This is a genomic window from Priestia sp. AB, assembly GCF_028369225.1.
Classification (GTDB): Bacteria; Bacillota; Bacilli; order Bacillales; family Bacillaceae_H; genus Priestia; species Priestia megaterium.
Map to the genome: position 1 here is coordinate 95,288 of NZ_JAQMYN010000007.1, position 12,230 is coordinate 107,517.

At 36.7% G+C, this 12,230-nt stretch carries 16 protein-coding genes; 7 read left to right on the top strand and 9 right to left on the bottom strand.

Features of this window, described 5'->3' with window-relative positions:
* Positions 1–268: 268 nt before the first annotated feature.
* Entirely contained in the window at positions 269–682 is a 414-nt protein-coding gene (locus POF52_RS20695) for a CoA-binding protein (RefSeq protein ID WP_013057242.1), read from the bottom strand.
* A 205-nt stretch (positions 683–887) separates the two neighbouring features.
* Between POF52_RS20695 and plsY the strand changes: the two genes are divergently transcribed.
* On the top strand, positions 888–1,481 hold the full coding sequence (gene plsY, locus POF52_RS20700; protein WP_043982828.1) for a glycerol-3-phosphate 1-O-acyltransferase PlsY: 594 nt from the start codon (positions 888–890) through the stop codon (positions 1,479–1,481).
* Between the two features lie 379 nt (positions 1,482–1,860).
* The gene (locus POF52_RS20705; protein ID WP_013057245.1) at positions 1,861–2,151 is read left to right on the top strand and encodes a HesB/YadR/YfhF family protein; all 291 of its coding nucleotides are present in this window, start codon (positions 1,861–1,863) and stop codon (positions 2,149–2,151) included.
* 41 nt (positions 2,152–2,192) lie between these two features.
* On the opposite strand, the gene POF52_RS20710 is transcribed toward POF52_RS20705, so the two are convergent.
* From POF52_RS20710 to tlp, 3 genes are all read right to left on the bottom strand, one after another.
* Complete coding sequence (locus tag POF52_RS20710; RefSeq protein ID WP_028408348.1) at positions 2,193–2,615, bottom strand: acyl-CoA thioesterase; 423 nt, start codon at positions 2,613–2,615, stop codon at positions 2,193–2,195.
* A gap of 78 nt (positions 2,616–2,693) precedes the next feature.
* Positions 2,694–4,121: a phospholipase D family protein gene (locus POF52_RS20715; RefSeq protein WP_442956656.1), complete on the bottom strand. Its 1,428-nt coding sequence runs from the start codon at positions 4,119–4,121 to the stop codon at positions 2,694–2,696.
* 112 nt (positions 4,122–4,233) lie between these two features.
* Positions 4,234–4,476: a small acid-soluble spore protein Tlp gene (tlp, locus tag POF52_RS20720; protein ID WP_013083367.1), complete on the bottom strand. Its 243-nt coding sequence runs from the start codon at positions 4,474–4,476 to the stop codon at positions 4,234–4,236.
* Positions 4,477–4,648: 172 nt separating this feature from the next.
* Here tlp and POF52_RS20725 point away from each other — a divergent pair, with 172 nt between their 5' ends.
* The gene (locus POF52_RS20725) at positions 4,649–5,260 is read left to right on the top strand and encodes a hypothetical protein (protein ID WP_176585422.1); all 612 of its coding nucleotides are present in this window, start codon (positions 4,649–4,651) and stop codon (positions 5,258–5,260) included.
* Positions 5,261–5,291: 31 nt separating this feature from the next.
* Here the strand turns inward: POF52_RS20725 and POF52_RS20730 are convergent, their stop codons facing one another.
* The 4 genes from POF52_RS20730 to acnA form a co-directional block, all read right to left on the bottom strand.
* Entirely contained in the window at positions 5,292–5,435 is a 144-nt protein-coding gene (locus POF52_RS20730) for an acid-soluble spore protein N (protein WP_043982832.1), read from the bottom strand.
* 44 nt (positions 5,436–5,479) lie between these two features.
* Positions 5,480–5,623, bottom strand: a complete 144-nt coding sequence (locus tag POF52_RS20735; protein WP_013057252.1) for an FbpB family small basic protein — start codon at positions 5,621–5,623, stop codon at positions 5,480–5,482.
* A 213-nt stretch (positions 5,624–5,836) separates the two neighbouring features.
* Positions 5,837–6,436: a TlpA family protein disulfide reductase gene (locus POF52_RS20740; RefSeq protein WP_271994539.1), complete on the bottom strand. Its 600-nt coding sequence runs from the start codon at positions 6,434–6,436 to the stop codon at positions 5,837–5,839.
* 195 nt (positions 6,437–6,631) lie between these two features.
* Positions 6,632–9,352: an aconitate hydratase AcnA gene (acnA, locus tag POF52_RS20745; protein ID WP_271994541.1), complete on the bottom strand. Its 2,721-nt coding sequence runs from the start codon at positions 9,350–9,352 to the stop codon at positions 6,632–6,634.
* 220 nt (positions 9,353–9,572) lie between these two features.
* Here acnA and sspO point away from each other — a divergent pair, with 220 nt between their 5' ends.
* From sspO to ku, 4 genes are all read left to right on the top strand, one after another.
* Positions 9,573–9,722: a small acid-soluble spore protein O gene (gene sspO / locus POF52_RS20750; RefSeq protein WP_013083371.1), complete on the top strand. Its 150-nt coding sequence runs from the start codon at positions 9,573–9,575 to the stop codon at positions 9,720–9,722.
* Between the two features lie 212 nt (positions 9,723–9,934).
* A complete protein-coding gene (locus POF52_RS20755; RefSeq protein ID WP_013057256.1) occupies positions 9,935–10,075 on the top strand; it encodes a small acid-soluble spore protein P in 141 nt (46 codons plus the stop codon).
* Between the two features lie 152 nt (positions 10,076–10,227).
* Positions 10,228–10,668 carry an Hsp20/alpha crystallin family protein gene (locus POF52_RS20760; RefSeq protein ID WP_271994544.1) on the top strand — a complete coding sequence of 147 codons (441 nt, stop codon included), beginning with the start codon at positions 10,228–10,230 and terminating at the stop codon, positions 10,666–10,668.
* A 150-nt stretch (positions 10,669–10,818) separates the two neighbouring features.
* Positions 10,819–11,652 carry a non-homologous end joining protein Ku gene (gene ku, locus POF52_RS20765; RefSeq protein WP_013083373.1) on the top strand — a complete coding sequence of 278 codons (834 nt, stop codon included), beginning with the start codon at positions 10,819–10,821 and terminating at the stop codon, positions 11,650–11,652.
* Between the two features lie 21 nt (positions 11,653–11,673).
* Here ku and POF52_RS20770 read toward each other — a convergent pair whose 3' ends face one another.
* Complete coding sequence (locus POF52_RS20770) at positions 11,674–12,072, bottom strand: hypothetical protein (RefSeq protein ID WP_013057259.1); 399 nt, start codon at positions 12,070–12,072, stop codon at positions 11,674–11,676.
* Positions 12,073–12,230: the final 158 nt, after the last annotated feature.

Consider the following 12,230-nt stretch of genomic DNA (forward strand, 5'->3'; position numbering starts at 1 on the left):
TCGTGTCTAAGAATAAATGATCATGTATCCTATCTTTTAATTTTATAGTGTTCGCACTAACAGAACGTATGTTTCTATTTTTGCGTACTTACAAGATTTTAGCACAAATTTCCGTATTATAAAAGCAATATCTTGTGTATTCATGGATTATAAGCATTATAAAGCTAGCTGTCTAACGTCTATTGTAGCGGAAACGCTCTTACTATTTCAACGCATGGTGAAACCCATGCAAGCAGTGTGCATGGGTTGGTTGTTCTGCTTATAGATCTTACTTTGTTAAAGCATGCTCAACTTTTATACAACGATCCATAACTACAGTATACCCTTTTTTAGCGAGCAGGTCATATGCTTCTTCATTAATTAAACCAGATTGTGCCCAAAATACGTCTGCGTCTACTTCTAAAAACTCTTCTGCAACTTCAAGCAAATGCTCAGAGCGGCGAAATACATTAACGATATCAATATGTCCTTCAATTTCTTTTAATGAAGATACGGCTTTTACGCCAAGCGCTGAGTTTATTGTCGGGTTCACCGGAATAATCTCGTAACCTTGCTGCTGCATGGCTTCTGAAACCATATAAGATGTTCGATGAGGGTTATCTGATAAACCTACTACAGCAATGCGCTTGCTTTTTTTTAATATTTTACCAAGCTCTTGGCGGGAAGGAATTTTAATGGACATGTCTATTACCTCTCTTAGCTATATAATATGTACTGAACAACATTCGCGATTTACAGTTGATTTCCTGCATATAGTACCCGTTTTCTCTATTTTTGTAAACGTCTTCTTTTTTTAAAATAATTGTCTCTCACCCAAAACTAGCTATGTTTTTTTAAGTATCTCATGGTAAAATAGAAACGATATAGAAATAAAGGAGCTTTCAAACATGAATTATTTATTACCTATTCTTGCCTATATCTTGGGCTCTATTCCTTTTGGACTAGTTGTTGGAAAACTAGGATACGGCATCGATATACGAGAGCATGGAAGCGGCAATTTAGGCGGCACCAACTCCTTTCGTACATTGGGTGTAAAAGCCGGAATTATCGTTACGCTGGGAGACATTCTAAAAGGAACCCTAGCAGCTTCTTTACCGCTTTTATTTAATACGAATCAAAACATTCTCTTCATTGGTTTATTTGCTGTCATTGGTCATATTTTTCCTGTTTTCGCGAAATTTAAAGGCGGGAAAGCTGTTGCCACGTCCGCCGGAGTGATTTTATGTTATGAACCTCTTTTATTTGTTTTCGTACTATTATGTTTTTTTATCTGCTTATACATAACGAAGTATGTATCACTGTCATCAATGGTTACCGGGGTATTAACCTTTATCTACACGCTATTTAAGCAAGACTACATGCTTATTATGATTATTGGTTTAATTGTAGCCTTTGTCATTTACAGACACCGCGCAAACATTACCCGAATTCTCAACAAAACAGAACCGAAAGTCACATTTTTGTCAGGCAAAAAGAAATAAGAGGAGCTTCCTCTTATTTCTTTTTTTACAACCACTTTGTAAGCGAATACATTTCTTATTTATTAGTTATACTGATACTAAAATAAGGAGGTGAATGATGTGAAGAAAAAATGCCCTATTTGCAAACGAAATAAGAAAATGGATTCACAGCTAGAAGGAAGCCGCTACTGCGTTCACTGCTGGGAAACCATTGGAAAACAATATGATTTCAAATGAAAGAATGAAACGATTTAATATAGAAATGAAGCCTTCACCTCTATATTAAATCGTTTTATTTTATTTTATCACATTCCTTCCTAGCTGGATTCGTATATATTGGTAATTTATCTACCTTTCTACTATAATAAATGTATCCGCAGTATTGGAAGGAGCATAATTAATGAAATTAACAGTAACAGAAGCAGCAGCTACGTGGTACAAAGATGAAATGATGCTAGAAGGAAACGAAACAATTCGCTTTTTTGTTCGCTACGGCGGATGCAGCAACGTTCAAAAAGGTTTTTCTTTAGGTGTAAACACAGATTCTCCTAAAAACGTTGGCGTTGAAACAAAAGTTGACGGTTTAACATTCTTCGTAGAAGATGAAGACCTTTGGTACTTTGACGGTCATGATTTGACCGTAAATTATAATGAAGAAACAAAAGAACCTGACTTTCATTACGAAGCGTAAGAAAAAAAGCATCGATTTATCGATGCTTTTTATTCTTGCGCTTAACCTTGCTTTTTGGCATCTTCATAGGCTTTATGCCATTCCGGATAATTACGGCGAATCGAAATAGGCTTAAAGTTTTCTTTTTTCACACATACGTGTGACGATGTTCCTGTTAACGCAAGTTCTTCATTTGAATTGAAAATTTCGTAGCCGTACACAACGCGTAGACCGTCATAGTTCTCAACCCAAGTATGTACTACAGCTGTCTCGCCATAATGAAGCGGCTTTTTATATGAAGCCTGTATATCAATAACTGGCGACAGCACACCGTCTCTTTCCATTTGTGCATAGCTAAAACCTAAATCACTAATAAACTGCGTTCGACCTATTTCCATCCATACTAAATAGTTAGCATGATACACAACGCCCATCTGATCGGTTTCTGCATAGCGCACTTCGATTTCTTTCTTCGACACTAGCATGATTCTACCTCCTCTTGCACTGTTCCTGTTTTATCTTACCATATAAGGAGAATATACTCCTACTAGTTTGGTTGTAACTCAATATGTTGTAAGACTAAGCGCATTTTGAATGCGATATATCAGTGTTTCCAGCCGCGTCATTTTATTTTCATACTTTTTATAAGGAAGTGTATATGTGTAGTCGTTATTTGTCCATAAACGGTCAAAATAAGCGTTTAGTTCGGTCATAACCTTTTTGTTAGAAGGCCCTGATACTTTAATATCCGTTTCTAAATTCAAGTCATCTAAATTTCGTTTTGTGAAATTTGCTGCTCCTGCAATAATAGTTGCATTTTTTTTATTTCGAATAAATAAAGTTTTGGGATGATATTGCTCTTTTCCCGTATGATACCAGCGAACTTTAATATCGCCTTTAGATTTTTTCACAAGTTCTGCTGCTACTGGACGGTTAGGCAGTCCGAACTTTTTTCTTCCAAACGCATTCTCATTAGGATCTGAAATTAATCGTACGTTTGCGCCTTGTTTGGAAGCTTTCAAAAGCGCCTTTATTACGTCTCGATCTCCAAGATAAAACATGCCAAGCCATACATCGTCACCTTTTTTAGCATGACGTAAATCATGCAATACGTGCTTATAGATTTTGCCTTCTGTTAACAGCTGAACATAGAGGTCTCCCTTTTCTTTTTCTTTCTTCTTATACCGAGGTAACTTTCCTCCATAAGAAAAATCTGACACCGCTTGTTCACTTTTCACCACATCTCCAATGATATTCCCTTTTACTTCAAAGGCCATGTTAGAATTATAAAAACTTGCATCATGAGGATTGGCAGAGGAGATAATAACGCTTTGATCTGTTGCTACTACTTTTCTGTGATTAGCTTTTACATTTAACAACTTTAAATAAGCACGGACCGTCGCTTTAGGCGCATTGGTACCAAACGGATTTGTTATCCATCCGTTTCCTTTTTCACCAAACCACTGAACAAAAGTTCTCCACACTGAAGAATACAGTGGAATGGAGTCTCTGAGCTTAGATAAATTGGTTTGCACCACTTTGATTCCGTTTAGCCGCATTGAATCTAACCACTTTGAATCATGTGAGCCGTAGGTCGTATTGATTTCATCTGTAATAAAGACGATTTCGATAGTAGGATGTTTTCGTTTCTTTTCAATCAGCTTACTTGCAAGCGTATCACTAAGGTGAGGAAACGTTTCGCCTTGGTTATAGTAGCCGTTAAATAGAAACATATCCATAATAATAAAAGCTTTTGCATCATCAATCGCATTCGTAACTGCTTGAAAAATGTGTTGTTCAGAAACAGATGTCTGCTGGTCTTGATACGTTAGGTCTGATAAGAGAAATACATCTTCTACTTTGTGCGGCTTACTTTCGTATGAAACTCCTTTAGGCAAAGGCTTATGCGTTTGATAAGAGCCCACAATAATCAAGACGACAAGTAAACTGACCAAAACCCTTACTACTTTCTTTTTCACGTGCTTTTTCACCTACATAAACCTCTTTGCTAGTTTGTATTATTATTGACCTTATTAAAAAAATATAGAAAGAAAGCAGCTAAAACCGTTTATTTTTAGCTGCTTATTGTCGTTGCTTTATTTATTAAATCGTACCTTCGTAACCATTTTGACGAGCTTCTGACTCATCTTTTATTTCGCTGCGCATTGCTTCGATACTTACTTCGCGATTGTGGTTTTTTTGCTGAATGCGCTGACGTTCTTCTTCATTGCTGCATGCAGCAGCTTCTTCTGCTTCTTCAATGTTTTTCATTGTATTTTGCACCATTGTTTGTAATTTTTCAACGTTATCACTGCGATCGTCTGGATTCGGTTTATTCCATGCCATTGTATCTTCCTCCTCAAAATAACTTTGTTACAATTGTAGTATGCCGGATTTGTTCATCTCTATAAGTGGAAAAAAATGATTTTAGTTTACATAATATAATTATAATTAAGTTAAAATATGTATATAAAACATACATAATATGGTAATATATACATACAAAGGGGGAATCGCTATGACCAAACGAATGATAACATTACTAAGCGTCATCTTTATTGCAGTGCTTGCCGTATTTTTTATGTCACAAACCTCATTGGCAGCAAAATTGACAGCAAGTGCCTTTATGAAGCCTCATCATTACTCAAAACATGAAGAAAAAATGTTAGCTGTGACAAACCTGGACTACAAAAGCAATATCATCGCATACGATGTGAAAGCTCCTAGTGACGCAAAAGAAGCTTATGTAAAAGCTACTTATTACGAAAAGGGAAAAGCAAAAGAACCTTTATTTTCAGGAGGGTTGACTGTTTCAAAAGAATTTGATATGTTTGCTATTACATATAAAATCGATGATGATGCGCATAAAGTTATGTTTAATATAGGCAGCAACGATACAAACCTAGGAATAGAAGCAGAAAAGCCAAAAAAAATGAACGGCTATTCCTTTACTGGATTAGAGAAAAAACAAACGGTAAAAATGAATAAAACATATCCAGTTGCTGCTTTATTTGGTGACGATGGCAGTGGCATACGAGTTGCTCCGCTTTCAACCGACGATGAAGAAGTCGTTAAAGAGCTTATTTCGAGCAATCCTTACGTTTATTTATTCACGGTAGAATTCAAATAATAAAAAGTCGCTGAATTCAGCGACTTTTTATTCATTCACCTTTGGTTTGAATAACTTGAGGATGCTTGCCGGATTTATCTTGCATTTGTTTTCCGTTATTTCCACCAGCTTCTCTCGGTTGAGTGCCGATGTGATTCGGAACAAAAGGTTTGCTTTGTTTTTTAGGATTTCCCATGCTTATCCCCTCCTCACCGTTACTCTAACCAACTTACTTTAAAGTTATTCAGCTCTTTCAAGCATACGATCTTCTAACCGCTTTTCAATTTCCATTTCAATGCGTTCAATTTCTGACTGATCTTTTAACAGCTGCGTTTTATTTTCTTGCACTAACTCTTCAAATGAACGTTTGCGTAATTTTCTCATGATCACAACACCTACTTTATGTAATTTTTATGAAAAATCTGAAAAATCTAAAGAAACTGATATCATATAACTATCTATATTGTAACCAATTTGTCAGATAAGTAAACATACTTTTTTGAAAAGTTGTAAGAAAGTTTGACATGTTTACTGACCTATCTATATATACGATGATAAAGTAAATAAGTTTCATGTTTAATAAAACAAGCAGCAAATTTAATTCGCTGCTTGTTGAGCAAAGTTTTCTATTTGTTTAAGCGTCATTGGACCATTCACTCGTTGAACAATTTTCCCTTCTTCATCTATAAAGTAAGATGTCGGAATGGTGGAGACTCGATATTTTTTACTTCCTACACTATCTTGGTCGTCCAATAATACACGAAACGTAAACTGTTTTTCTTTAAGAAACTTAGATACTGACTGTTTACTGCCTTCCGACGAAGTTAAATTAACCGCAAGCAGCTGTACATCGTTTCCATATTTCTCGTAAAACGCTTGCATATCGGGCATTTCTTTTTGACACGGCGGACACCATGTTGCCCAAAAGTTTAAAATAACTTTTTTTCCTTTAAAGTCCGATAATTGAACGGATTTCCCGCTCGTATCTGACAGTGTAAACGGAGGCGCTGTATCTTTTGGTTCCAACCCATAAGCTTGACCCGAAGCCTGACGAGCACTATCGCCTTTTTTGATATTTAAATCCTTATATTCGCTTAAGTTAGAATTATCGGATGCTTCATTTGGAGAAAGCCCTTGCCAAAGTGCGTAGCTAAGAAAGCCTGCTAGAAGCAAGACCGCAATTATTTTTTTAACCATATGATCGGCTCCTTTATTTCTTCTAAAAAGTGATAATCTATGTACTAATAGATATGTGCAATATCTACTAAAATAATCCTTTTATAGGGCATTTTCTTTTATAATATAGCATATTTCCCTCTCACTTTTTGTCGAAAACGGTGCGTTTGCATAAAAAAAGAGCGGCTCACGAGAACCGCTCTTTTTCTTTATAACTTACGCATGTGTTTTAGATTGTAATTTATCACGAAGCACCATTTGAAGGATACCACCGTGGCGATAGTAATCAATTTCAACTTCACTATCGAAACGAACCAGTACTTCAAATTCTTTTTTGTTTCCAGCTTCATCAGTTGCGGTTACTTTTATAAAATCACGTGGTTTTACTGTTTCATCAACTGCTACTGCAATTGTTTCTTTTCCAGTTAAACCTAATGTATCCGCGCTTTCACCATCTTTAAATTGAAGAGGTAAAACACCCATTAATACTAGGTTTGAACGGTGAATACGCTCGAAGCTTTCAGCGATTACTGTTTTAATACCTAAAAGATTTGTGCCTTTTGCTGCCCAGTCACGAGAACTTCCCATGCCGTAATCTTTGCCTGCAAGTACAACAAGACCTGTACCTTGCTCTTTGTATTTCATACAAGCATCATAAATGCTCATTACGTCATTTGTTGGCCAGTATGTTGTCCAGCCGCCTTCTGTACCAGGAGCTACTTGGTTTTTAATTCGGATGTTTGCAAACGTACCGCGCATCATTACTTCATGGTTACCGCGACGAGAACCATATGAGTTAAAGTCTTTTGGCTCTACACCGTTTTCTTGAAGGTAAAGACCTGCAGGTGATGTTTTTGCAATTGAACCCGCTGGTGAAATGTGATCCGTTGTCACTGAGTCACCAAATTTCGCTACTACGCGAAGATCATTTAATGCTTCTACTTCGCCTGGCTCTTCTGATAACCCTTCAAAGAAAGGTGGGTTTTGAATGTACGTTGAATCATTCTCCCACGTATAAAGCGCATCTTCGCTTGTTTTAATTTCATTCCAGCGCTCGTTATCATCGAATACGCGCTCATACTCGTTACGGAATAATTCAGGCGTTACGGTACGGCTAACAACTTCTTTAATTTCATCTTGAGAAGGCCAGATGTCGCTAAAGAATACTTCATTGCCGTCTGTATCAATGCCGATTGGATCTTTTTGTAAATCTACATCTACTGTTCCAGCCAGTGCATATGCTACAACAAGCGGCGGAGAAGCAAGGTAGTTACCTTTTACTAATGGATGAATACGTCCTTCAAAGTTACGGTTTCCTGAAAGAACAGACGTTACAAGCAAGTCGCTATCTGCAATCGCTGCTTCAATTTCAGCTTCTAATGGACCAGAGTTACCGATACAAGTCGTACAGCCATAACCTACGATGTTAAAGCCGATTTTATCTAAGTATGGAAGCAGCCCTGAATTTTGCAGGTAAGCCGTTACTACTTTTGAACCTGGTGCTAAAGAAGTTTTCACGTAAGCTGGAACATCCAATCCTTTTTCTACCGCTTTTTTCGCAACTAAACCAGCTGCTACTAATACGTAAGGATTTGATGTGTTCGTACAGCTTGTGATAGCCGCAATGGCAATAGCACCTGTTTTCATTGTTGTTTCTGAACCGTCTGCAAGCTTAAACGTAATTTCTTTATCCACGTCTTTAGCATCAAGTCCGAAGCTTTGGTTGCTAACAGGAGCTGTTAAAGCCTTCTTGAATTCTGTTTGCATTTGAGAAAGTGGAATTAAATCTTGCGGACGCTTTGGACCAGAAAGATTTGCTTCAATCTCAGCAAGGTTAATCTCAACAACGTCAGTGAAAATTGGATCTTCACTTTCTGGTGTGAAGAACAAACCATTTGCTTTTGTATATTGTTCGACAACCTGAATGTCTTTTTCATCTCTTCCTGTTAAACGCATGTATGCTAATGCTTCTGCGTCAACTGGGAAGAATCCACATGTTGCACCGTATTCAGGAGCCATATTAGCGATTGTTGCGCGGTCAGCTAATGGAAGTTCTGCTACGCCAGGACCGAAGAATTCCACGAATTTTCCGACTACTCCTTTTTGACGAAGCACTTGCGTAACTTTTAACGCTAAGTCTGTAGCTGTAGTGCCGTTTGGTAATTCACCAACAAGTTTAACGCCGATTACTTCAGGAACTGGGAAATAAGAAGGTTGGCCAAGCATACCTGCTTCCGCTTCAATACCGCCAACACCCCATCCTAAAACACCGATACCATTAATCATCGTTGTATGAGAGTCAGTACCTACTAGAGAATCAGGGAAAGCTACAAATTCACCATCTTCTTCAACAGCATGAACAACGTTTGCTAAATATTCTAAATTTACTTGGTGCACGATGCCTGTAGCTGGCGGAACTGCACGATAGTTATTAAATGATTTTTGAGCCCAGCTTAAGAAATTATAGCGCTCTGTATTACGTTGAAACTCGAGGTCCATATTAATTCGTAATGAGTCAGCTGTACCTGCTTTATCAACTTGTACGGAGTGGTCGACAACGAGGTCTACTGGAATTTCTGGATTGATTTTGTCAGGATCTCCTCCTAAATCAGCCATTGCTTTACGAAGTGACGCTAAGTCTACAACCGCTGGAACTCCAGTGAAATCTTGAAGAATAACACGAGATGGTTTGAAAGGAACATCGATATCTTTAATATCTTTTGTTCCCCATTTTGCAAGGTTTTCGACGTGTTCTTTTGTAATAACACGGCCATCTACCTGACGAAGAACAGATTCTAATAATACTTTAATTGAATACGGCAGCTTAGATACGTTACCTAAACCTGCTTCCTCTAAAGCTTGTAAGCGGTAATAATTATATGTGCTGCCATTAAGATCGAATGACGAACGAGCGTTGAAAACGTCTTTTTTAGTCATTGCTTTTACCCCCTTAAAATTCTATGTATAAAGGATTTACTTACCCCATCCTCTATTCCCTTCACCATCTATCTTAATATAATATTATACATAAGTAAATAAAAAGAATGTTATTAATTAACATAAGTTTCACTTATAACCTTTTTCATCTTCCTTTTATTTTTCTAATAATTCATATTTCATTGATTTTTACGCATGCTAGAAACGGAGGTGATTCAACATGGCTAAACGCAAGTCAAACCACGTCATTCCTGGAGCTAACGCGGCTAGCGCTCAAGGAAAAGGAGCGGGTTATAATGAAGAATTTTCAAATGAACCATTAACGGAACAACAGAAACAAAATAATAAAAAACGCAAAAAAAATCAATAAAACAATCTCTTATTGGATATACTAATCACTAGTTAGAAAAGCAAAATCGTTTAACTCCATGAAATCTAACGAGAAGGCGTCATTATATATGACGCTTTTTTTCTGTTCCCATTTCCTGTTTTTGTTAAACCTATTTTTAGAAAGGGGAATTTTTCATCGGATAAATTCCCTGTCACTATCCTACCCTAATAAATGAAAGGGAGGTTTTAACTATGAACAAAAATAGCAGCAAAGACATCAGAAGAAATGCGCCAAAAAGCAATTCTGGACAGCCAGAACCGCTAAGCGGATCTCATAAAGTAAAAAACCGTAAGCATTCTCGCCAAAAACATAATAGCGGACATGATATGTAAAAAAGCGGCAAGCTCTCTACAGAGCTTGCTTTTTTATGCGTAGAAAAGACAGCTAGTACTTCAAGCTTATTCTTTGCGCAGGAGTTCACTAAGTACATAAACGCGCATATGATAGTAAAGTGAAACACTTTAAATATTGGAGGAACGCAGAAATGAAAAACAAGCGTCTGCCAGCAGACCAAATGTTTGTAAAAGGCTTTCAAGAGTTGTTAGAAGTCATGCTTTCAAATCCCTTTATGAGTTATTTAGATTATGATTCCGTTCGTATAGATTTATTTGAAACAGAACAATCATTTATTGTCGAAGCTGAATTATTAGGGTATCACCCTAAGGATATTATCGTTCAGATACAAGCTGACCACTTACAGCTGACAGCCAAAAAATACTGCATTAGAGAATTTCATGATGAAAAGCAAGGAACGCTTGCAAGAGAACAAATGGAAGAAAGCGTTGAACGTACAATCGACTTTCCATTTCCATTGATGAATAAAAAAATTACCGCTATATTTAGTAACGAAATCCTTGAAATTACGATTTCTAAACATGAGACAAATGAATCTAATCAGCAAATAGTCCCTATCGATTTCCAATAAAGCTGCAGATGTTGTCTCTGCAGTTTTATTGGAACTATTTAATTGTTTATTTAGCACATAGTTTTTTAAGAATATTCTTCTTTTCAAAACAATGGGATATCTAATTTATTTTACGGCACACTACTAAAAAAGAGTAAAAGGAGAACGTTTATGCTTCATACTGCTTGGAAAGGTAAAATCAGCTTTGGATTAATTGATATCCCCATTAAACTGCACGGAGCAATTGAAGAAAAAGATGTAAAGCTGCGCACGCTACACTCCGTTTGCTATACACCTATTCATCAAGAAAAACATTGCCAAACGTGTGGACGAGAAGTAGAATCCGATGAACTGGTTAAAGGATACGAAACCGCGACCGGTCAGTTTGTTGTACTTTCACAACAGGAAATTGACAGTGTCAAAGAACCCTTTGCAGCAAACAAAGCTGTTGAATTGTTACACTTTGTATCGTTAGATGACATTGATCCCCTGTTTTTTGATAAGCCCTACTATATTTCTCCTGGGGAAACAAGCCTAAAAGCTTATTATACTTTATTAAATGCACTTGAAATAACGAATAAAGTCGGTATTGCGAATGTATTTTTATATTCCAAACAGCAAATGGCAATTATTCGTTCCGTGGGCGGATCTCTTGTTCTTCACACGATGCATTTTGAAGAAGAGCTTCGTTCAGTCACAGATGTGCCTAACTTATCCAGTACTTCTTCCATTAATGAAAGTGATACACAAGTGACGGTGGAATTAATTGATAAGCTATCTACTTCTTTTAATCCGTCTATTTACAAAAACAACTACCGAGATGCCTTACAAAACGTCATTCAACAAAAAATAAATCAAGGCGAAGTTACAAAAGGCAGCGGAAGCGAAGAACGAGATATTCGACATTTAATGGAAATGTTAAAAGTGAGCATAGATCCTTCTACTTTACACCCGACAAAATCAACAGCAGAGAAAAAAACTTCATCCTTAAAAAAGAAAGCATAAAAAAGCTAACGAATTTCTTCGTTAGCTTTCATTTGCAACAGAAGTCTTAGGAACAATAGTTCCATATGACGCCGGGATTTTTAAATATTGCGTTACTTGATTATTTTCTACAAAGACAATAAAGTTATCTTTTTTATCTTTTCCAATACCTTTTGCTTTTGCTTCAGACCACGTGAAGCCCAGCTTTTCATTTACCTCACTGCGAGTCGTTTCCGGTCCAAAAACATATACTTTATCCCATCTAAAATCACATAATTCATTAAAATCAAGGATGGAAGCTTCTTCTTTACTTTGATTTGTTTTTTTAATTTCATTAATTACAGTTTGCTGAAGTTGCGCTTGGTTGCGTTCGCTGTATACCCTGTCAATAAAAAAAGTTGCCAATAGCGCTACTAACGTGAATAGTAGAATCTTTTTCACTTCGTTGTCCTCCTGAAACGTTCTCTGCACATGATACGACTTCTTTTCGATACGGTTTTATTCTCTACTATTCTAGAAAATTCAACAGGAAAATACAACTAAAATCTCGAAATGTCATCAAAACATAAAAAACTTAACACTATGCCAACGCATAAAAA